Source organism: Arthrobacter sp. SX1312, from assembly GCF_002929295.1.
GTDB lineage: Bacteria > Actinomycetota > Actinomycetes > Actinomycetales > Micrococcaceae > Arthrobacter_D.
This window is the reverse complement of sequence record NZ_PJIM01000003.1, coordinates 633,170-652,334: the sequence shown is the minus strand read 5'-3', so window position 1 is coordinate 652,334 and position 19,165 is coordinate 633,170. Positions and strand designations below refer to the sequence as shown.

At 70.6% G+C, this 19,165-nt stretch carries 21 protein-coding genes, 1 tRNA gene and 1 riboswitch; of the genes, 14 read left to right on the top strand and 8 right to left on the bottom strand.

What is annotated here, in order from left to right; translation table 11 throughout:
- Positions 1 to 12: 12 nt before the first annotated feature.
- Positions 13 to 303, bottom strand: a complete 291-nt coding sequence (locus CXQ92_RS16170; protein WP_104168752.1) for a hypothetical protein — start codon at positions 301 to 303, stop codon at positions 13 to 15.
- Positions 304 to 469: 166 nt separating this feature from the next.
- On the opposite strand from CXQ92_RS16170, the gene CXQ92_RS16165 reads away from it, so the two are divergent.
- From CXQ92_RS16165 to CXQ92_RS16155, 3 genes are read left to right on the top strand one after another with little or no spacing between them, the layout of a single operon-like run.
- Positions 470 to 853, top strand: a complete 384-nt coding sequence (locus CXQ92_RS16165) for a cold-shock protein (protein ID WP_104168751.1) — start codon at positions 470 to 472, stop codon at positions 851 to 853.
- Positions 854 to 862: 9 nt separating this feature from the next.
- On the top strand, positions 863 to 1,489 hold the full coding sequence (locus tag CXQ92_RS16160) for a DUF3027 domain-containing protein (protein WP_104168750.1): 627 nt from the start codon (positions 863 to 865) through the stop codon (positions 1,487 to 1,489).
- A gap of 34 nt (positions 1,490 to 1,523) precedes the next feature.
- Positions 1,524 to 2,801, top strand: coding sequence for an MFS transporter (locus CXQ92_RS16155; RefSeq protein ID WP_258070001.1), 1,278 nt, complete (start codon positions 1,524 to 1,526; stop codon positions 2,799 to 2,801).
- Positions 2,802 to 2,871: 70 nt separating this feature from the next.
- Here CXQ92_RS16155 and serC read toward each other — a convergent pair whose 3' ends face one another.
- A complete protein-coding gene (gene serC / locus CXQ92_RS16150) occupies positions 2,872 to 3,996 on the bottom strand; it encodes a phosphoserine transaminase (RefSeq protein ID WP_104168748.1) in 1,125 nt (374 codons plus the stop codon).
- A 250-nt stretch (positions 3,997 to 4,246) separates the two neighbouring features.
- Here serC and CXQ92_RS16145 point away from each other — a divergent pair, with 250 nt between their 5' ends.
- The 8 genes from CXQ92_RS16145 (at position 4,247) to fdhD (ending at position 10,927) form a co-directional block, all read left to right on the top strand.
- Positions 4,247 to 4,945, top strand: coding sequence for a metal-dependent transcriptional regulator (locus tag CXQ92_RS16145; RefSeq protein WP_104168747.1), 699 nt, complete (start codon positions 4,247 to 4,249; stop codon positions 4,943 to 4,945).
- 116 nt (positions 4,946 to 5,061) lie between these two features.
- Positions 5,062 to 5,245, top strand: a riboswitch (cyclic di-AMP (ydaO/yuaA leader).
- Between the two features lie 4 nt (positions 5,246 to 5,249).
- Entirely contained in the window at positions 5,250 to 6,158 is a 909-nt protein-coding gene (locus tag CXQ92_RS16140) for an NlpC/P60 family protein (protein WP_104168746.1), read from the top strand.
- Between the two features lie 25 nt (positions 6,159 to 6,183).
- A complete protein-coding gene (locus CXQ92_RS16135) occupies positions 6,184 to 7,095 on the top strand; it encodes a C40 family peptidase (protein WP_258070000.1) in 912 nt (303 codons plus the stop codon).
- 220 nt (positions 7,096 to 7,315) lie between these two features.
- Positions 7,316 to 7,813 carry an HNH endonuclease gene (locus tag CXQ92_RS16130; protein WP_104168744.1) on the top strand — a complete coding sequence of 166 codons (498 nt, stop codon included), beginning with the start codon at positions 7,316 to 7,318 and terminating at the stop codon, positions 7,811 to 7,813.
- Entirely contained in the window at positions 7,810 to 8,430 is a 621-nt protein-coding gene (locus tag CXQ92_RS16125; protein ID WP_104168743.1) for a molybdenum cofactor guanylyltransferase, read from the top strand. Before CXQ92_RS16130 ends, CXQ92_RS16125 begins: the two co-directional genes overlap by 4 nt.
- Positions 8,431 to 8,447: 17 nt before the next feature.
- Positions 8,448 to 8,732 carry a DUF6457 domain-containing protein gene (locus CXQ92_RS16120; RefSeq protein ID WP_104168742.1) on the top strand — a complete coding sequence of 95 codons (285 nt, stop codon included), beginning with the start codon at positions 8,448 to 8,450 and terminating at the stop codon, positions 8,730 to 8,732.
- Entirely contained in the window at positions 8,729 to 10,006 is a 1,278-nt protein-coding gene (locus CXQ92_RS16115; protein WP_104168741.1) for a molybdopterin molybdotransferase MoeA, read from the top strand. The genes CXQ92_RS16120 and CXQ92_RS16115 overlap by 4 nt, the downstream gene beginning before the upstream one ends.
- 93 nt (positions 10,007 to 10,099) lie before the next feature.
- Positions 10,100 to 10,927 carry a formate dehydrogenase accessory sulfurtransferase FdhD gene (gene fdhD / locus CXQ92_RS16110; RefSeq protein ID WP_104168740.1) on the top strand — a complete coding sequence of 276 codons (828 nt, stop codon included), beginning with the start codon at positions 10,100 to 10,102 and terminating at the stop codon, positions 10,925 to 10,927.
- 75 nt (positions 10,928 to 11,002) lie between these two features.
- Here fdhD and CXQ92_RS16105 read toward each other — a convergent pair whose 3' ends face one another.
- The 3 genes from CXQ92_RS16105 to CXQ92_RS16095 are packed head-to-tail and all read right to left on the bottom strand — an operon-like array spanning position 11,003 to position 13,305.
- Complete coding sequence (locus CXQ92_RS16105; RefSeq protein ID WP_104168739.1) at positions 11,003 to 11,794, bottom strand: amino acid ABC transporter ATP-binding protein; 792 nt, start codon at positions 11,792 to 11,794, stop codon at positions 11,003 to 11,005.
- Positions 11,781 to 12,440 carry an amino acid ABC transporter permease gene (locus tag CXQ92_RS16100; RefSeq protein ID WP_104168738.1) on the bottom strand — a complete coding sequence of 220 codons (660 nt, stop codon included), beginning with the start codon at positions 12,438 to 12,440 and terminating at the stop codon, positions 11,781 to 11,783. Before CXQ92_RS16100 ends, CXQ92_RS16105 begins: the two co-directional genes overlap by 14 nt.
- A 52-nt stretch (positions 12,441 to 12,492) precedes the next feature.
- Complete coding sequence (locus tag CXQ92_RS16095) at positions 12,493 to 13,305, bottom strand: amino acid ABC transporter substrate-binding protein (RefSeq protein WP_104168737.1); 813 nt, start codon at positions 13,303 to 13,305, stop codon at positions 12,493 to 12,495.
- A gap of 221 nt (positions 13,306 to 13,526) precedes the next feature.
- Here CXQ92_RS16095 and CXQ92_RS16090 point away from each other — a divergent pair, with 221 nt between their 5' ends.
- Complete coding sequence (locus CXQ92_RS16090; RefSeq protein ID WP_104168736.1) at positions 13,527 to 15,434, top strand: ABC transporter ATP-binding protein; 1,908 nt, start codon at positions 13,527 to 13,529, stop codon at positions 15,432 to 15,434.
- Between the two features lie 98 nt (positions 15,435 to 15,532).
- Positions 15,533 to 16,114, top strand: coding sequence for a dTMP kinase (locus CXQ92_RS16085; RefSeq protein WP_104168735.1), 582 nt, complete (start codon positions 15,533 to 15,535; stop codon positions 16,112 to 16,114).
- Between the two features lie 43 nt (positions 16,115 to 16,157).
- On the opposite strand, the gene CXQ92_RS16080 is transcribed toward CXQ92_RS16085, so the two are convergent.
- From CXQ92_RS16080 to CXQ92_RS16070, 3 genes are all read right to left on the bottom strand, one after another.
- Positions 16,158 to 16,595: an NUDIX domain-containing protein gene (locus CXQ92_RS16080; RefSeq protein WP_104168845.1), complete on the bottom strand. Its 438-nt coding sequence runs from the start codon at positions 16,593 to 16,595 to the stop codon at positions 16,158 to 16,160.
- Between the two features lie 81 nt (positions 16,596 to 16,676).
- A tRNA-Arg gene (locus CXQ92_RS16075) sits at positions 16,677 to 16,753 on the bottom strand.
- A gap of 37 nt (positions 16,754 to 16,790) precedes the next feature.
- On the bottom strand, positions 16,791 to 17,414 hold the full coding sequence (locus CXQ92_RS16070; RefSeq protein WP_104168734.1) for a hypothetical protein: 624 nt from the start codon (positions 17,412 to 17,414) through the stop codon (positions 16,791 to 16,793).
- A gap of 162 nt (positions 17,415 to 17,576) precedes the next feature.
- Between CXQ92_RS16070 and CXQ92_RS16065 the strand changes: the two genes are divergently transcribed.
- Complete coding sequence (locus CXQ92_RS16065) at positions 17,577 to 19,118, top strand: sodium:alanine symporter family protein (RefSeq protein ID WP_258069999.1); 1,542 nt, start codon at positions 17,577 to 17,579, stop codon at positions 19,116 to 19,118.
- The last annotated feature ends 47 nt before the right edge of the window (positions 19,119 to 19,165 follow it).

Genomic DNA, 19,165 nt, shown 5'->3' with positions numbered 1-19,165 from the left:
TCGGTCGTGGTCTCAGGAGTTCCGGCGGGAGATGACGGACCGGACGAGCAGCGAGACCATCAGGAGGAACGCGATCGGGAGGCAGAAGTAGCTGGCCAGCACGAAGCCGGGCCATACCGTGCCCTGCAGGAAGGCCGTCATCAGGATGGCTGCCAGGGACACCAGGCCGACGCCGGCGAAGGCCACCGCGAGGACCATCACCAGGAACCGGCTCCGCGACGACCGTCCGGGTGCACCGCCCGGCACCGCTGCGTCGCCGGGATGGTCGGAGGTGGGGTTCGTGGCCGGTTCGTCAGGGGTCATAGCCGTCCCAGACTACAAGAACCGCGGCGGGCCGCTCACGACGCTATACCCTAGGAGACACAGACTTCCCGGCGGCAGCAGTCCGCCTGGGTGCCAGGCGGCCTGCGTGGACCGGGCCAGGGCCGCCGGTGACACCGCCCGGTACAGCCAAGAAGAGGTAGACGACGTGCCCATCGGCAAAGTGAAGTGGTTCGACGCGGACAAGGGATTCGGATTCCTGGCCACGGACGACGGCAAGGAAGTGTTCCTGCACGCCTCGGCCCTGCCGGCGGGCGTGACCGAGGTCAAAGTGGGCACGAAGCTGGAGTTCGGCGTCGCCGACGGGCGTCGCGGCCCCCAGGCCCTCTCCGCGCGTATCCTCGAGCAGCCTCCCTCCGTGGCCAGGGCAACCCGGAAGAGCGCCGACGACATGGCCGTCATCACGGAGGATCTCATCAAGCTGCTCGACGGCGTCTCCAACGGTCTCCGCAAGGGGCGCTACCCGGAGAAGGCGCACGCGGCGAAGGTCGCGGCGGTCCTGCGCGCGGTTGCCGACGACCTCGACGCGTAGGCTTCGATCATGACCCCGAGCAACCTGGACGCCGTCGACGGCGCGCCGTCGACCGACATCGAAGCGACCGCCGAGGGCACCGACGTACCCGCCGTCGCCGAGGCCGCGCGCAAGCCCCGGGTGACCCGCCGCATCCCGAAGACCGACTCCGTACTCGAAGCCGCCGTGGAGCGGGCGCGTCAGGGAGTGCTGGAGATCGCCCCCGAGGCGCAGGTGGGACGCCATGTGTCGGCCGTGATCGAGGGAGAGCGCCTGGTCACCCACCGGTTCGAGGCCTTCGTGCCCGGATACGGCGGATGGCAGTGGTACGCGAGCGTGGCCCGCGTGGCGCGGAGCAAGGACGTGACGGTCTGCGAGGTGGGGCTGCTGCCCTCCCCGGCCGCCCTGCTGGCACCCGAGTGGCTGCCCTGGTCCCAGCGTGTGCGTCCCGAGGACTCGCCGCAGGACGAGGCGTCGCCGTCGGATGCTGCTGCAGGCTCCGGGGCGACCGACGGAACAGGTGCTGCCGACGGGTCCGGCACCGCCGATGCGGCTGTCACTGCCGGCACTGCCGTCACCGCCGATACGGGCGGGACCCCGGTGGCCGGCGAGGACGATCCGGAGGCCTCCGCCGCGGGACGGCCCGACGCCGAGTGATCCACGTGTGGTGCCGGAGCGGAAGGGGAGGGGCGTGAGCACCTTCCGGTCCCTCGGTATCCACAACTACAGGCTCTGGTTCATCGGGGCGCTGGTCTCCAACATCGGCACGTGGATGCAGCGGACCGCGCAGGACTGGCTGGTCTACGACATCCTGACCGAGGAGAACGCGTCGGCGCTCGGCATCGTCATGGCCCTGCAGCTGGGGCCCCAACTCGTCATCGCCCCGTGGGCGGGCCTCATCGCGGACACCGTCGACCGGCGGAAGCTCCTCGTCACCACGCAGGTGGCCATGGCGCTGCTGGGCGTCGGCCTCGGACTGATGGTCCTCCTGGACGTCGCCGCCCTCTGGCACGTCTACGCCTTCGCCCTCGCGCTCGGCGTCGTCTCGGCCTTCGACGCCCCCGCCCGGCAGGCGTTCGTGTCCGACCTCGTGCGCGACGACTACCTCCCCAACGCCGTGGCGCTCAACAGCGCCTCCTTCAACGGGGCACGCCTCGTCGGTCCCGCCATCGCGGGACTGCTGACCGCGGGCGTAGGGCCCGGCTGGGTGTTCATGATCAACGCGCTGACGTTCGGTGCGATGGTCTACGTGCTGCTGGCGATGCGCAGCTCGGAACTGAACGCGCAACCGCGGTCGGTGCCGGGCAAGGGGCGCATCAGGGCGGGCTTCCGCTACGTGCGGCACCGGCCGGACCTCATGATCGTGATGCTCGCGATCTTCATCGTCGGCACTTTCGGACTGAACTTCGCGGTGTTCATCGCCGCGATGGCGCGCACCGAGTTCGGCCAGGGCGCAGGGGTCTTCGGCGTGCTGTCCTCGGTGATGGCGGTGGGCTCCGTCGCGGGCGCGCTGCTCTCCGCGCGGCGCGACAGGCCGCGCCTGCGATTCATCTTCGGCGCCTCGGCGGCCTTCGGGATCGCGTGCGCGCTGGCCGCCCTGGCCCCCACCCTGTGGCTCTTCGGGCTGGCGCTCGTGCCCGTGGGCCTGTTCGCACTCACGCTCATGACCAGCGCCAACGCCTACGTGCAGACCACCACGGAGCCGGCCATGCGCGGGCGCGTCATGGCCCTGTACTTCGCCATCTTCCTCGGGGGGACGCCGCTCGGAGCGCCGGTTGTGGGGTGGGTCTCGGACATGTTCGGCCCGCGGTGGAGCCTCGGTGTCGCGGCGGCGTCCGGGCTGATCGCCGCCGGGGCGGGAATCTTCTGGGCATGGCGTTACCACGACGTGCGGCTGCGCTACGACCGCTCGGCGCCGAGGCGCCTGCGCATCGACCACGAGGCCGGAGCGTCCGACCCCACGCCGTAGGGGGGGGCACCGCGGAGCAGGCCCGCCTGCGGGGGTCGGCGCGGCGGACCGGATCCCCGGATGTACGGACCTACAGGAGGTTCTCGACCACGTGGTCGATGCAGCCGATGAGGGCCGAGACGTCGTCGGGCTCGATGGCCACGAAGGTGGCCACGCGGAGCTGGTTGCGCCCCAGCTTCCGGTACGGCTCGACGTCGACGACCCCGTTGGCGCGCAGGATGGCGGCGATCCGGGCCGCGTCCACCGCCTCGTCGAAGTCCACCGTGACGATCACGTTCGAGCGGTCCTCGGGACGGGTCACGTAGGGGCGCGCCACGGGGGAGGCTTCCGCCCAGCGGTACAGCCGCCCCGCCGAGTCCGCCGTCCGGGCCGCCGCGAAGGGCAGGCCACCCTGCGCATTGAGCCACTGCACCTGGGCCTCCAGCGTCACGAGCGTCGAGAGCGACGGCGTGTTGTAGGTCTGGTTGAGGCGCGAGTTGTCGATAGCCGTCTGCAGGTCGAGGAAATCCGGGATCCAGCGGTCACCGGCGGCGATGCCCGCCGCGCGCTCCAGCGCGGCGGGGGAGAACAGGCCGAGCCACAGGCCGCCGTCCGAGGCGAAGTTCTTCTGCGGCGCGAAGTAGTAGACGTCCGCCTGGGAGACGTCGACGTCGAGCCCGCCCGCTGCGGAGGTGGCATCGACGACGACGAGGGCTCCGTCGTCGGCGCCCTCGACCCGCCGGACGGGTGCTGCAACGCCGGTGGAGGTCTCGTTCTGCGGCCAGGCATAGACATCGACGCCGGCCTCCGCCGTCGCCTCCGGCCGGGTGCCCGGCTCACTCGTGAGGACGCTGGAGGCGTCGAGGAACGGTGCCTTGTTCGTGGCGGACGCGAACTTGGAACCGAACTCCCCGAAGGAGAGGTGCTGGGCCTTCCGGTCGACGAGCCCGAACGTGGCGACGTCCCAGAAGGCCGTCGAGCCGCCCACACCGAGGACCACCTCGTACCCGTCGGGGGCGGCGAAGAAGGCGCGGAGCCCTTCGCGGACGCGCCCCACGAGGTCGCGGACCGGGGCCTGGCGGTGGGAGGTCCCCAGGAGGGAGGTGCCGGCCGCGACGAGGGCGTCGACCTGACCGCTCCGGACCTTCGACGGACCTGCACCGAAGCGGCCGTCCGAGGGGAGGAGGTGTGCGGGGATGCGGGATGATTCGCTCAAGGGGGCTCCAACTCTGGGACGGGGGTGCAGACCTCAATTCTGCCCCAGCGGCCGATGGCCCTCCATTTGTTAACGCCCCCGGGGAGGACGCTCCGGCAGCCCGGGCACGGCCGGCCCCAGGATTGCCGGGCCCGTGATGCCATGCGTTAACCTTGGGAGGCGTGGGGCGGAACCGGGCCGATGGCCGCACCCCTCACCGGCGTGAGGCAGTCCAGCCGCGCACCCGCACCGCACCAAGGAGCTGAACCGCATGACGGACCTCATCGACACCACCGAGATGTACCTGCGGACCATCCTTGAGCTCGAGGAAGAGAACATCGTCGCGCTCCGTGCGCGCATCGCCGAGCGGCTGCGCCACTCCGGCCCCACCGTGTCCCAGACCATCGGCCGGATGGAACGCGACGGCCTCGTGGTCGTCTCCGGTGACAGGCACCTCGAGCTCACCGAGACCGGCCGGCGCCGCGCCACCGGCGTGATGAGGAAGCACCGTCTCGCGGAGCGCCTCCTGAGCGACGTGATCGGACTCGACTGGGCGTACGTGCACGACGAGGCGTGCCGCTGGGAGCACGTCATGAGCGAGCGCGTGGAGCGCCGACTGTACGAGCTCCTCGGCAAGCCCTCGGACTCTCCCTACGGCAACCCGATCCCCGGCCTGGCGGCCATCGGCGGCGTGGAATCGGAGCTGTTCACGGACGGCGTGGTCACGCTGCTGTCCGCGATGGCCACCTACACGCCCGGCAGCGTGGTCACGCTCGCGCGCCTCGCCGAACCCATCCAGGTGGACCCCGAACTCCTCACCCAGCTCGACGAGGGCGGGCTGCGCCCGGGCGCACGGCTCAGTCTCGAATCGGTGGGAGGGTACGTCTCCGTGCGCGTCCCCGGTGTCGAAGGTGCCCTCGAACTGCCGCCCGAGGTCGCCTCGCACGTCTTCGTCTCCGTCGGGGACTGACCGCCTCACGGGACCTTCGTCACCAGAAACACACCGTTCCGTGATCGGAATGTGACATATCTCGTGGTGTGTTGTAGCGTTCGAAATGTGCCGGGCTCGCTCTGGATCCAGCACCCTCCTGCAAATCGCCTAGCTCTGCCATTGCCGGAGGTTCGTCCGCACCATCGCATGGCAGAGGCGGGGGAACCAATTCTGGGTCTCTGAGAAGAGATCCTCGGGGTTAAGTCGCTGTTCACGCAGCGGCCGGGTGACTCCCATCCGAATCCGACAGCTCACCTCGCAGGCGTTGGGAGAGGTCTCCAACGTGTCCATCAGCTCTTCGCCGGGCCGCCACCGCGCGCCCCGGAACATCAGTCCGCTGACCGGTCTGTCCGCCGCCGTCGCATCCAATGCCGGATCCGTCGGTCGCCAGGCCGCCGTCATCGTCGCAGCGTCAGGCCTCGTCCTCACCGCCGGTCTGCCGGCCCACGGGACCGCAGGGGCAGAGCGCGAGGTGCAGTCCTCCGCGACCCTGAGCATCGATCGTGTGGTGACGGCCGCGGTCACCGTGCCGGCCACGGCGACGGTGTCCTTCGACCGCGTCGCCGTCGAGGTGGAGGCCGCCCCGAAGCCCGTCGAGGCAGCCCCCGTCGAGGCCCCGGCCATCGAGGAGGCTCCCGTGGAGGTTCCGCCGGTCGCTGTCCCGGCCCCGCCCGCTGCCGCCGTCGCCCCGGTCGAGGCTGCTCCCGTGGTGGCACCGACCGCCGCCGTCGCCCCCGTTGCCGTGGTCGCACCGGCCCCCGCTGCCCCGGCTGCCGTCGCTCCCGTCGTCGCAGCCCCCGCTGCCGTCGCTCCCGCTGCCGTGGGCGCGCCGGCCCCCGTCGCTGCGGTGCCCGCCGCCCGGAGGCCGGCTCCCGCCCCGTCCTCCGGCGTCGCCGCCGGCCTGGTCGGTTCGGCGTACTCGCAGATCGGCGTCGCGCAGGACTGCACCGCTATGGTCGAGAAGGCCCTGCGCTCGGTCGGCAAGTCCGTGGGCGACCTCGCTCCCGGCCAGTTCTTCCAGTTCGGCGCCGTCGTCGGATCGCCCGCTCCCGGTGACCTCGTGATCACGGGCGGCCATGTCGCGATCTACGTCGGGAACGGCCAGGTCGTCAGTGGCGGCCTCAACGGCATGAACACCGGCCTGCACAACCTCTCAGACCTTCCCGGCGCCGGCTTCGTCCGCGTCCGCTAGCCCCCCACACTCGGAGAACACCCTCATGTCATCACTCATGTCCTTCCGCCCTGCCCCCGCCCGCCACCGCGACGACGCCGGCAACGCTGCGGCCTTCGCCGTCCTCGCACGGACCGTGTCCACCCAGGCGGGCGGGATAGGCCGACAGGCGGCTGTCTTCGCGGCGGCCTCCGGGCTCGTCCTGACCAGCGGGGTCGCTGCCAACGCGGCGGACCTCCAGCCCCAGCGTGAGGTCCGGGCGTCCACCGTGGCCCTGACCTCCTCCCGCGCGCCCGTCGTCGCCTCGGACAAGACCGTCGTGTCCTTCGCCATGACCCCGGTCAAGGTGAAGGCCAAGCCGGTCGTCGTCGAGAAGGCCCCCGTCGTCGAGAAGGCTCCTGTCGAGGCTCCCGTCGTCGAGGCTCCCGTCGCTGAGGCGCCGGTTGTCGAAGCCCCCGTGGCCGTGGCGCCTGCTGTCGCAGCACCTGCTGCCGTCATGGCTCCCGCTGTGGCAGCCCCGATCGAAGCGCCGGCCGCGCCCGTCGCGGAGACACGCGCGGCGGCGGGTGCTCCGGCGCCCGCACCCGCACCGGCACCGGCACCGGCTCCGGCGCCCGCACCCTCCTCCGGTGTGGCAGCGACCATCGCCGCCGCGGCCAAGGGCCAGCTCGGCGTCATGCAGGACTGCACGCGCCTCGCAAGCAACTCCCTCGCTGCGGCCGGGATCAACTTCCACGGCTGGCCGGCCGGGTACCTGTCCCTCGGCCGCACGGTGAGTGCCGGCGAGGCCATCCCCGGTGACCTGATCTACTACGCCGACGGCGGCATGGGCAAGGCCCACATCGCGGTGTACATCGGCGGCGGCCAGGCCGTCCACGGCGGATTCAACGGCAACACCACGGTCATCGCTCCGGCCGAGCTCGGCTCCGGCGGCGTGTACATCCGCGTGGGCGGCTGACCCGAACGGCTGTGGATGCAGGAGGACCGGCACACGTGCCGGTCCTCCTGCCGTTCGGCTCCCACCGGAGTTAGCAGAAGCAGGAGCCCGCACATCGCCGGCCCGGCGTTCCGCGGACGGCCGGGTGCGGCTTACCCTTGCAGTGTCCATCCGAAGCACTTCTCCCGATGCCCGGGACAGCAACCGGTTGCGGGACCAGGTCAGCAATGGGGCAAGGCGCATGCGCACTCTCGTTCTGAATGCAGGATATGAACCGCTGGCGGTCGTCACCTTCCGCCGGGCGCTGGTCCTTGTCCTGACGGGGAAGGCGAGCGTCGTGGCAGAGGACGACGACCCGGTGGTCGGTCCTGCGGACGTCTTCGGAAGGCCCTCGGTGATCCTGCTCAACAGATACGTGAAGGTCCCCTATCGCCAGGACTTCGCGGCGACGAGGCGAGGAGTACTGCGCCGTGACAACCACCTGTGCGCTTACTGCGGGAAGGCGGCGTCCACCATCGACCACGTGATGCCGAGGTCGAGGGGCGGCGGCGACACCTGGGAGAACCTCGTGGCCTGCTGCCTGAGATGCAACAACGCCAAGGGGAACAAGACCCTCGCCAGCCTCGGCTGGACCCTGAGGGTCGTCCCGCGCCCGCCCCGCGGAGCCCAGTGGCAGATCCGCGAACTGGAGAGGCCCGCGCCGCAGTGGAGCGAGTTCCTCACGGAGACCGCCGCGTGAGGACCGGAGGGGACCGCCCTCGGTTCGACGCCGTGATCCTCGCCGGGGGGCGGTCCTCCCGCCTCGGCGGTGTCCCGAAAGCCGGGCTGGTCGTGGAGGGAGTGACCCTGCTGGAGCGGACGTGCGCCGCGCTCGCCGACGCCGGGCAGATGGTGGTCGTGGGGCCCGACCCCCGGGCCGACGGCGGGCGCGCGATGCCGGGTGCGCCGTCGTTCGTGCGTGAGGAGCCGGCCTTCACCGGACCCGCAGCCGCCCTCGTGGCCGGGTTCCGGACGGGGGCGGGCCGCCGACGGGCGCCCTGGTGCGCCGTCGTCGCCTGTGACATGCCGCGCGTCGCCGAGCTCGTCGACGTGCTGCTCGCCGAGGCCGCCGCCGACGAGGACGCATCGCTCGTGGCCGTGGACGGGGGCCGCGCCCAGCCGCTCGCGGCGCTCTACCGGAGCGACGATCTGGCGGCCGCCGTGGACGCGATCCTCGCTACCGGGACAGCCGACAACCTGTCGATGCGCAGCCTCCTTGCTAGTGTGAGGACCAGACCTGTCCCGGTTCCGCCGGGCACAACGCACGACGTCGACACCTGGGCTGATGCGAGGGTACTGGGAGTCGACGTCCCCTAGAACCTCCCGGAGGGCTCATGGACGATCGCCAGAAGCTGCTGCACGAATGGACCGAACGGCTGCTCGCCGCCTTCGAGATCGACGGGACGGATGTGGACATCGACGCCGTCCTCGGCCTGGCCGGCAAGGCGGCCCACGGCGTGGTGCGCCCTGCCGCGCCCCTGACGACGTTCGTGGTGGGCTACGCCGCCGGTCTCGCCGTCGGCAGCGGGCAGGCCGACGAGGACGTGGCCATGCGCTCGGCCCTGGGGGTCGCCGACGCCCTGTGCGCGGAGGCCGCGGCGGAAGGCGGCACCGCATGATCGAGGGCGGCGCAGCAACGAATGTCGACTGGGCGACGGCCCGTACCCTGGCCTACGGTGCCGGGCGCCCCCTGCCGTTCCAGACCGTGCCCCTCGCCGACGCGCTCGGGCAGACCCTCGCGGAGCCGGTACACGCCCTGCAGTCCATCCCCCACTATGCGTCGTCCGCGATGGACGGCTGGGCGGTCAACGGCGAACCGCCGTGGACGCTCGTGAGCCGCCCCGAACCGGAGGACCACCCGCGGGGCAGGGCGACCCCGCACAGCGATTCCGGGGAGGTCTCGCTCGCGCCTGGCGAGGCGACCTTCATCCTCACGGGCGGTGTGGTGCCCCAGAACGCCGTCGGCATCCTCCGCACCGAGCACGGCGCGGTCCGCGGGGGCACGCTGAACCGCAACGGGTCCGCGCGCCCCGACGAGCCGTCGCCCGGCGAGCATGTCAGGCCCGCCGGTGAGGAGGCGGAGGAGGGCTCCCTGGCGATCCCCGCCGGCGTCGTCCTCAACCCCGCCCAGATCGCCCTCGCGGCGGTCTGTGGCCATGACACGCTCGCCGTCCTGCGGGCACCGCGCGTGTCGCTGCTGATGACCGGTGACGAGGTGATCGAGCACGGGCTGCCGCACGCGGGCCAGGTGCGTGACACCTTCGGTCCCCAGCTGCCCGGCTTCGTCGCGATGCTGGGCGGGCACGTCGACGTGTCGGGCCGTGCGAAGGACGACCTCGACGACGTCGTGGCGGCCATCAGCGCCGAACCCACCGACGAGTTCTCCCTCGCCCGGGCGTCCGGCGACGTACTCATCACGACGGGCGGGACCGGCAGCTCCATGGCCGACCACATCCGCCGGGCACTCATGGAGGTCGGGGCGGAGATGATCATCGACGGCATCGCCATGCGGCCCGGGCACCCGACGCTGCTCGCACGGCTACCCGACGGGCGCTTCCTCGTGGGGCTCCCCGGCAACCCGCTGGCCGCGATGATGGCGATGATCACGGTTGCCGGGCCCCTGCTCGCGGGCCTGCGCGGTTCGTCCCTGGACGAGCCGTCACCGGTGGTGACGGCCGACGCCTTCGAACCCCTGCCGGGGAGGAGCCGCCTGGTGCCCTACCGGATGGAGTCCGGGCAGGCCGTGCCGAGTACGCACCAGCGTTCCGGGATGCTCCGTGGGCTCGCCGCAGCCGACGGCGTGATGGTGGTCCCCGCGGAGGGCTGCGGGGCCGGCGATGCGGTGCAGGCCCTGTCGCTGCCGTGGTCACCACCCGCGGGTCCACGGACGTAGCCCAACGGCGTCCACGTTTCTGTGTCGAAGCCGACACACCAGATAGTGCCCGGGGTCGACTGACCTCGTCCGGGGCCGAGGTAAGGAGTCCGAATGAACCGGGTCACGCAGCGCCGCCGCATCACCAAGTTCCGGGTGGGAGCGCAGACGGGCCGTCGCGAGGACGTGCTCGCGGGGGAGGAGCCGCTGGAGATCCGCCTCGACGGGAGGGCCTTCACCGTGACGATGCGCACGCCGGGCGATGACTTCGACCTCGTGGCGGGCTTCCTCGTCTCGGAGGGTGTGGTCTGGGAGCCGGGCCAGCTGCCGAGCCTGCGGTACTGCGCGGGCGTGGACGACAACGGGCAGCAGACCTTCAACGTGGTGGAGGCCCAGCTCCGGCCCGGTGTCGAACTGCCGGACACGGCCATGGAGCGCCACGTCTACACCTCGAGCTCGTGCGGGATCTGCGGCACGGCGTCCATCGACGCGGTCCGGAAGTCCTCGCGGTTCGACCTGCACACCGACGCGTCGCCCGTGGACCTCGGGATCCTGGCCTCCCTGCCGGACCGCCTGCGCGAGAGCCAGAAGCTGTTCGACCGCACGGGCGGTGTGCACGCTGCGGGGCTCTTCTCCGCCGAAGGGGAGCTGCTGTGCCTCCGGGAGGACGTGGGACGGCACAACGCCGTCGACAAGGTGGTGGGCTGGGCCCTGCGCGAGGGCATGCTGCCGCTGCGCGGGATGATCCTGCAGGTCTCCGGACGGGCGTCCTTCGAACTCGTGCAGAAGGCGCAGCTCGCGGGCATCCCGGTCCTCGCGGCCGTGAGCGCGCCGTCGTCGCTGGCGGCGGACCTCGCGGACGACGCCGGGCTGACGCTCGTGGGCTTCAGCCGCGGCACCACGCTGAACTGCTACTCGCACCCGGAGCGCATCGCGGCCTGACCGGCCCCACCGGGCAGCCGGCCGGGCAGCCGGCCGGGCAACCGGCGCTCGGGCAGCCGACTGCCAGGCGCTCGCCTAGAAGGGGTTGAGCAGGCGCTGCACGAAGCGGCGCGTGCGCTCCTCGCGGGGACGGCGCAGCACCTGGTCGGGATGCCCGTGCTCGACGACGACCCCGCCGTCCATGAAGACGACCTCGTCCGCGACCTCGCGGGCGAAGGCCAGCTCATGGGTCACGATCACCATGGTCCACTTCTCCTCGGCGAGTTCCTTGATGACGGCGAGCACCTCGCCGACCAGTTCGGGGTCCAGGGCCGACGTCGGCTCGTCGAACAGGAGCAGATCCGGCTGCAGCGCCAGCGCCCGCACGATCCCGACACGCTGCTGCTGCCCGCCGGACAGGTTGAAGGGGTGGTCGTCCCGCTTCTCCGCGAGGCCCACGCGCGCGAGCAGCCGCTCCGCGTCCGCGACCGCCTCCTTCCGAGGCCGTTTCTGCACCTGCACGGGGCCCTCGATGATGTTCTCCAGCACGGTCATGTGCGGGAACAGGTTGTAGTTCTGGAAGACCATGGCGCTGCGGTCGCGCAGCGACAGGGCCTCCTTCTTCAGGACCTTCGCCCCGAAATCAACCGACGGACCTCCGCGGAAGGCGACCACGCCGGCGTCGGGCGTCTCCAGCCCGTTCAGGCAGCGCAGCACGGTGGTCTTGCCCGATCCGGACGGGCCCACGAGGGCCACGACCTGCCCGCTGTCGATCTGCAGGTCGATCGAGGAGAGCACCCGGTTGGTCCCGAAGGACTTCTGCAGGTCCGTGACCTGCAGCAGGGGGCCCTCCGCGGCGGGCGGACGTAGGGGATCAGCGGGCAACATATCGATCCAATCGCTTCTCGAGCACGGACTGGCCGCTGGACAGGACGAGGCAGAACACCCAGTAGATCGCGGCGGCCTCGAGGTAGACCAGCATGAACTGCTGGGAGAAGGCGGCGATCTGCTCCGCCTCGCGGAAGAGCTCCGTCACGAGGATCAGCGACGCCAGGGAGGTGTCCTTGACGAGGCTGATGAACGTGTTGGACAGCGGTGGAACGGAGACGCGCGCCGCCTGCGGCAGGATGACCCGCCGCAGGGTGAGCGTGCGGGACATCCCGATGGTGTGGCCCGCCTCCCACTGGCCCTTGGGTACGGACAGGATGGCGGCGCGCAGGATCTCGGCGGCATACCCCGCGACGTTGAGGGAGAACGCGATGACCGCGCTCGGCCACGGATCGATGGTCAGGCCGATGGACGGCAGCCCGTAGAAGATCACGAACAGCTGCACCAGCAGCGGGGTGCCCCGGATGACCGACACGTAGAAGCGGGCGATCCCGGACAGGACGGGCTGGCCGCTGATGCGCATGAGCGCGACGACGAGGGCGAGGGCGAGTCCGATCGCGAAGGACGCCAGCGAGAGCGGGATGGTCCCCGTCAGGCCCCCGGAGAGCAAGGGCCAGAAGGACGTGCGTAGCAGCTCCCAGTCCATCAGTCAGCGCCCCGGGCCGGTGCGGCCCGCCGCGGAGACCGTGGTGCCGGAATCACTGGCTGACGTCGGAGCCGAAGTACTTCCCGGAGATCTCCGCGAGGGTCCCGTCGGCGCGCAGCTCCTCGAGTGCGGTGTCGATGGCATCCACCAGCTCGGGGCTGCCCTTGCGGACGGCGACGGCGCTCTGGGAGGACTCGTCGGTGGTGGCCGCGATCTTGATGCCCTCGTTCCCGGTGGTGTTCTGGTAGTCCAGGTAGGTCAGCTCGTCGTTGATAGTGGCGTCCACGCGGCCCTGCTCGAGGAGGGTCACGGACTGCGCCCAGCCCTCGACGGGCTCGACGTTCGCGCCGCTCTCGGTCGCGAGCTCGTTCCAGTTGCTCGTCAGGGACTGCGCCGTCGTCTTGCCCTGGAGGTCCTCGAAGGAGGAGATCTCGTCGTTGTCGGCGCGCGTGACGATCACGCCGGAACTGACCGTGTACGGCACGGAGAAGTCGTAGGTCTCCTTGCGCTCGTCCGTGATGGAGACCTGGTTCGCGATGACGTCGAACCGGCCCGCCTCGAGACCCGCGAAGATCGCGTCCCACTGCGTCTCCTCGAACTCCGCCTCCACGCCCATCTTCTCGGCGACGGCCGTGATGACCTCGACGTCGTAGCCGGTGAGTTCCCCGCTGCCGTCCTCGTGGTAGCTGAAGGGCTTGTACGTGCCCTCGGTGCCCACGGTCAGGACCCCCGCGTCCTGGATCTCCTGCAGGGAGGTCGCCCCGGCGGACTCCGAGGATTCGCCGGCGGGGGTCGACGACGAGCAGCCGGCAAGCGCCAGCGTGAGGGCAGCAGCGGTACCGAGCAGGGACAGGCGGTGATTCATGGGATGCTTCCTTGAGGTGGGGGGGCGGCGGGCGCCGGAAATAGAAGGGCTCCCGAACGGCTTGAACCCTAGGTGCATCCGCTTCGCCCGATGGCGGCCGGAGTCGAAACACTACTGGTATCAACACCGGGACATCCACTAATTGTTCCGCAGCATGACGGCGGGATCCGGAGAACACCCGCGAACCCGAGCCGGAACCGGCATCCACGGAAGGAACGGCCATGAGCATGGAGGGCGCGGCGTGGAGCTCGCTGTACAAGATCTCGACGGCGAGGGACAACAGGCACGGCTTCTCCCGGGAGACGGTGCGCCGGATCCTGACCTTCGCGGTGCCGTACCGCCGGAAGCTGGTGCTCTTCATCCTGCTGTCCGTGGCCGGGGCGTTCCTGGCCGTCGCGACGCCGGTCCTGGCCGGTCAGGTGGTCGACGTCATCGTCGCCGGCGGCGAGGTCCGGACGATCGTATGGCTCGCGTCCATCATCGCGCTGGTCGCCGTCGTGGACGCCGGGGTGTCCCTGCTCACCCGCTGGTACTCGTCGCGCATCGGCGAGGGAGTCATCCTGGACCTGCGCACCGCCGTGTTCAACCACGTGCAGAAGATGCCCATCGCCTTCTTCACCCGGACGCGGACCGGGGCCCTGGTCAGCCGCCTCAACAATGACGTGATCGGCGCGCAGCAGGCGTTCAGCGGCACGCTGTCCGGTGTGGTCACGAACCTCGTGGCGCTGGTCCTCACCCTCGCCGTCATGCTCAGCACCTCCTGGCTCGTGACCGTGCTCGCCGTCGTCATGCTGCCCGTCTTCCTGGTGCCGGCCCGTCGCATGGGCAGCCGCCTCGCCGCGCTCCGCCGCGAGGCCGCGGACCACAACTCGGCCATGAGCACCCAGATGACCGAGCGCTTCTCGGCGCCCGGGGCCACCCTGGTCAAGCTCTTCGGCCGGCCCGACGAGGAGGCCGAGGAGTTCCGCGTCCGCGCCGCCCGCGTCCGGGACATCGGGGTGCGCACGGCGATGCTGCAGTTCGTCTTCTTCACCGCCCTGATGCTCGTCTCCGCGCTGGCGCTCGCCCTGGTGTACGGACTCGGCGGAACCCTCGCGCTCGCGGGCCAGCTCGACACGGGCGAGGTCGTCACCCTCGCACTCCTCCTCACCCGCCTGTACGCGCCGCTGACGAGCCTCGCGAACGCGCGCGTCGAGATCATGAGCGCGATCGTCAGCTTCGAGCGGGTCTTCGAGGTGCTGGACCTCGAACCGCTGATCCAGGAGGTGCCCGACGCTGCCGCCGTCCCCGCCGGCCCCGTGTCCGTCGAGTTCGACGACGTCCGCTTCGCCTACCCCTCGGCCGACAAGGTCTCCCTCGCCTCCCTCGAGGAGGTCTCGACACTCGACACCCGGGGCGGCGAGGAGGTGCTGCACGGCGTGTCCTTCCGCATCGAACCCGGCCAGACCGTCGCGCTCGTCGGGACCTCCGGCGCCGGCAAGTCGACCATCGCGCAGCTCCTGGCGCGGCTGTACGACGTCGACAGCGGCGCGGTGCGCCTGGCCGGTGCCGACGTCCGGAACGTCACCTTCGCCTCGATGCGCCACACGCTCGGCATGGTGACCCAGGACGGCCACCTGTTCCACGAGACCATCCTCTCGAACCTCCGCCTCGCGCGCCCGGAGGCCACGGAACACGAGGTGTGGGACGCCGTGCGCCGGGCCCGGCTGGAGCCGCTGATCCGCTCCCTGCCCGACCAGCTCGACACCATGGTGGGCGAGCGCGGATACCGGCTGTCCGGCGGTGAGCGCCAGCGCATGACCATCGCGCGCCTCCTGCTCGCACAGCCCCGCGTCGTGATCCTCGACGAGGCGACGGCCGCGCTGGACTCGACGTCGGAGGCCGCCGTCCAGGCGGCCCTGAGCGAGGCGCTCGAGGGGCGGACCGCCATGGTCATCGCGCACCGGCTCTCGACGATCCGCAGTGCGGACCTGATCCTCGTGGTGGAGGACGGGGCGATCGTGGAGCGCGGGACGCACGACGAGCTGCTGGCGGTCGGCGGTCGGTACGAGGAACTGCACCGGACGCAGTTCGCCGTCCAGAAGAACGTGGCCGTGGACGAGGAACCCGAGGCCCTGAGCGGCGTCTAGGCGTCGGGTGGGGGCCGCGAGGAGCCTGCCTCAGCCGTTGGGGGTGATCCCCCTGGCTCCGACGCATCTGCCCGCCCCGGGGGTGCCTAGACTGAGCGATGATCATCGTTCTCGCCGGCATCGACGGGGCAGGCAAGAGCACCGCGGGCCTGCTGCTCGCGGAGCGGCTGAGGGCATCCGACCGCCCTGCGATCTTCACCATGAACCGGTCCGGCCGACGCAGCATCACCGGCTGGTGCAGCCGCCGGAACATCAGCCCGCCGGTGGCCGTGCTGGATGCTGTGGAGACGTCGATCCGCTGCGTCAACGTCCTGCTCGCCCACGCTCGGGCCGGTTCCCGTTCCGGGGTCGTCGTCATGGACCGGTACCTGTACTGCCAGCTCGCGCTCCGGCACCTCCGGGGACTGCCGGCTGGCAGGCTGCTCCCCTTCCTCCTCGCGGTCCTGCCCACCCCGGGGCTGGTCGTCTATCTCGACGTCCCCGCGGACCTCGCGCATGCCCGGATCGCCCGCCGTGCCCTGGACATCGAGACCCTCGAGCATCTGACCGGTCTCGATGCCGCGTACCGGCAGTTGAGCGTCTTCCCGACCTTCCTCGTCCTCGACGCGAGCCGCACGCCCGAGCAGCTCGTCGAGGACATCCTGCAGGAGCTCGGGGTGTGCGGGGCAGGACTCCGTTGACGCTCCTCCGACAGCAGGTGCCGTCCCGGGGAGGGGCGCCGGGTCAGCACACGCCCTGACGCCGACGCGGCCCGCGATCCCCGAGGAGTCGGGGGACGACGTAGTCGGTCAGCAGGGGAGCGAGGTCGGGGCGTCCGGCCGCGTCGCGGAGGTCGAGCCAGGAGATCTCCTCGATCTCGGCCGCCGGGAGCGGTTCGGCCGTCAGGGGGCAGAGGAAGACGGTGGCGACCAGCCGGGTGTCCGCCTCGTTCGCGGCCGGCCCTTGCCAGGTGCCGAACAGGCGGAGGTCCCCGGGCCCGACGCTCAGGCCCAGTTCCTCGGACAGTTCGCGTGCGCCGGTCTCCTCCGGCGTCTCGCCCGGTTCCGGTTTGCCGCCGGGCTGCATGAACAGGGTGGTCCCGCGCTTCCGGACGAGCAGCAGGCGGCCGTCGTCGTCGAGCAGGCACAGGGCGGTGACGGTGATCGTGGGGGCCTCAGCCACGAAGCATGACGTCCACCTTCCCTGCTCGGAGCGCGGCGGGCGGACGGACTCCACGGCCCTTCCCCGTCGTGCGTCCCGCTGTGGTGCCCCTGGCCGGAATCGAACCGACGACCTTCCCTTTAGGAGAGGGACGCTCTATCCTACTGAGCTACAGAGGCGCGGATCGGCTGGTGTACCCGATCCGGCGGTCCCAGCTTACCTGCTCTTCGTTCCGGGTTCTGCGCCCCTGCCGCCCGCCGCGCGGAGTGTCCGCGGCAGGAACACGGAGGCGGCACCCGCCACGAGGCTCAGCCCCAGCAGCACCCATCGCATCACCGTCAGCGTCGAGGCCAGCGCCACGGCGCCGGGACTCGCCTCCGCGAGCACCGCGTCGATCGCGATGTTCTCCCACAGGTCGACGACGACGAACAGGATCACGGGGGACCACAGCAGCCAGCGCAGCCAGCGGCGTCCGACGTTGAGCTGGACCAGCAGGAGCCAGGCGAACGCGAAGATCAGCGGGAACAGGGTGCCGGCCGTCCGGTGGAGGTAGCTCAGCTGGCCGCGGGCGTCGTCGTCCATGGACCCCCGCAGCCGTTCCACGTACCCGGCGTCGTAGCCGCCGATCATCATGTCGGGCATCGCCAGCCCTCCCGAGAGCTGCGTCATCTGCCCGAGCGTGAGCAGGTGGAAGTACCAGAAGAGGAAGAGGGAGGCCACGGCGGCGGCGATGAGGACCAGGCTGCCGTTGGAGCGTTGCCGGTCCGCCCGTGGCACCTCGGGCGCGGCAGAGGCGCCGGTGGAATGCTTGCGTGCGATCTGAGCCCTGGTTCTTGCCATGACTGAAGTATGGGCGACGATCCGCCTCCGCAGATCATCCCCGGAACACCACGTGAAGGGCGTTGCCAACCCGTGGCTTTTTCCCGCCGGACCGAGCCTGTGATTGCGCTCACGCGCGAAGAACGCTTTCCTATAAGGATGTCCTTTACAACAGCGCTACCCATGACCACTGTGACCGAGGAGGTGGGCTGGCTCGCGAGCATCGACGCCGCCATCAACGCGGTGTTCGAACCCGTCACCGAGGTTTTCTCGACGATCGTGTTCTTCCCCATCACCATCGGTGACGTGAGCTTCCCGTTCGTCGTGCTGTGGCTCATCGCGGCGGGCGTGATCTTCACGGTGTACTTCGGCTTCATCCAGTTCCGGGGGCTGAAGGTCGGGTACGAAGTGGTCCGCGGCCGATACTCGTCGAAGGACGACCCCGGGGAGGTGCCGCACTTCCAGGCGCTGACGTCGGCGTTGTCGGGGACGGTCGGGCTGGGAAACATTGCCGGCGTCGGCGCGGCCATGGCACTCGGTGGCCCCGGTGCGACCTTCTGGATGGTTCTTGCCGGACTCCTGGGCATGGCGACGAAATTCGCCGAGTGCACGCTCGGCGTCAAGTACCGCGAGGTCCACGAGGACGGGAGCGTCAGTGGTGGGCCCTTCCGGTATCTGCCCATCGCGTTCAGCAAGTTCGGAAGTATCCCGGCGAAGATCCTGACCGGTATCTTCGCGGTGGCCATCCTAATCTTCGGTGTGGCCGGCGGCAACATGTTCCAGGCGAACCAGACCTTCGCCCAGGTCCAGAACGTCACGGGCGGCGCCGACGGACTCCTCGGCAGCCCCGGAGCCGCGCTCATCTTCGGCCTCGTGCTCGCAGGCCTCGTCGCCGTGGTGATCCTCGGCGGCATCAAGTCCATCGGAGCCACCACCAGCCGGCTCGTGCCGGCGATGGGGCTCGTCTACGTGGTGTCCTGCCTCCTCGTCATCCTCGTCAACCTCGGACAGGTTCCCGCTGCCATCGCGTCGATCTTCGCAGGCGCGTTCAATCCCCAGGGAATCGCCGGCGGTATCCTCGGCGTCATGATCGTCGGGTTCACCCGTGCAGCGTTCTCCAACGAGGCAGGGCTCGGCTCCGCCGCGATCGCGCACTCGGCAGTGAAGACCCGCCGCCCGGTCAGCGAGGGCTTCGTCGCACTCTTCGAACCGCTCGTCGACACGGTGCTCATCTGCACGATGACGGCGCTGGCGATCATCATCGCGGGCGCACCGAGCCTCCAGGCCGGAATCGATCAGGTGCAGGCGGGCGAAGGGACGCCGGACGGCGTCATCCTCACGTCGGACGCCTTCGCCACCGTGTTCCCCTGGTTCCCCGTGGTCCTCGCCATCGCGGTGTCGCTCTTCGCCTACTCCACGCTCATCACGTGGTCCTACTACGGGCTCAAGTCATGGCAGTACCTGTTCGGGCGCGGCAAGACCACGGAGATCATCTACAAGGTCATCTTCCTGTTCTTCACCGTCGCCGGGACCGTGCTGACCTTCAGCCAGGTCATCGGCTTCGCCGACGCGGCGCTGTTCGTCTGCGGTTTCGTCAACCTGCTCGGCGTGTACTTCCTGCTCCCCGTCATCAAGCGGGAGATGCGTGCGTACCTCGCGGATCGCAAGAGCGGCAAGCTGGCGATCCTCGGGATCGAGACGGACGAACTGCAGGCCGAGAAGTAGTACCTCACCCCTACGACCCTGCCCCCGCCGGTCCTCCGGCGGGGGCA

What these genes read in the sequence shown, in the direction of transcription:
- CXQ92_RS16070 (WP_104168734.1), bottom strand. Translation starts at nt 17,414, where the DNA reads ATGGCAAGAACCAGGGCTCAGATCGCACGCAAGCATTCCACCGGCGCC.
- CXQ92_RS16170 (WP_104168752.1), bottom strand. Translation starts at nt 303, where the DNA reads ATGACCCCTGACGAACCGGCCACGAACCCCACCTCCGACCATCCCGGC.
- CXQ92_RS16085 (WP_104168735.1), top strand. Translation starts at nt 15,533, where the DNA reads ATGATCATCGTTCTCGCCGGCATCGACGGGGCAGGCAAGAGCACCGCG.
- CXQ92_RS16065 (WP_258069999.1), top strand. Translation starts at nt 17,577, where the DNA reads ATGACCACTGTGACCGAGGAGGTGGGCTGGCTCGCGAGCATCGACGCC.
- CXQ92_RS16095 (WP_104168737.1), bottom strand. Translation starts at nt 13,305, where the DNA reads ATGAATCACCGCCTGTCCCTGCTCGGTACCGCTGCTGCCCTCACGCTG.
- CXQ92_RS16130 (WP_104168744.1), top strand. Translation starts at nt 7,316, where the DNA reads ATGCGCACTCTCGTTCTGAATGCAGGATATGAACCGCTGGCGGTCGTC.
- fdhD (WP_104168740.1), top strand. Translation starts at nt 10,100, where the DNA reads ATGAACCGGGTCACGCAGCGCCGCCGCATCACCAAGTTCCGGGTGGGA.
- CXQ92_RS16100 (WP_104168738.1), bottom strand. Translation starts at nt 12,440, where the DNA reads ATGGACTGGGAGCTGCTACGCACGTCCTTCTGGCCCTTGCTCTCCGGG.
- CXQ92_RS16160 (WP_104168750.1), top strand. Translation starts at nt 863, where the DNA reads ATGACCCCGAGCAACCTGGACGCCGTCGACGGCGCGCCGTCGACCGAC.
- CXQ92_RS16090 (WP_104168736.1), top strand. Translation starts at nt 13,527, where the DNA reads ATGAGCATGGAGGGCGCGGCGTGGAGCTCGCTGTACAAGATCTCGACG.
- CXQ92_RS16145 (WP_104168747.1), top strand. Translation starts at nt 4,247, where the DNA reads ATGACGGACCTCATCGACACCACCGAGATGTACCTGCGGACCATCCTT.
- CXQ92_RS16105 (WP_104168739.1), bottom strand. Translation starts at nt 11,794, where the DNA reads ATGTTGCCCGCTGATCCCCTACGTCCGCCCGCCGCGGAGGGCCCCCTG.
- CXQ92_RS16120 (WP_104168742.1), top strand. Translation starts at nt 8,448, where the DNA reads ATGGACGATCGCCAGAAGCTGCTGCACGAATGGACCGAACGGCTGCTC.
- CXQ92_RS16115 (WP_104168741.1), top strand. Translation starts at nt 8,729, where the DNA reads ATGATCGAGGGCGGCGCAGCAACGAATGTCGACTGGGCGACGGCCCGT.
- CXQ92_RS16135 (WP_258070000.1), top strand. Translation starts at nt 6,184, where the DNA reads ATGTCATCACTCATGTCCTTCCGCCCTGCCCCCGCCCGCCACCGCGAC.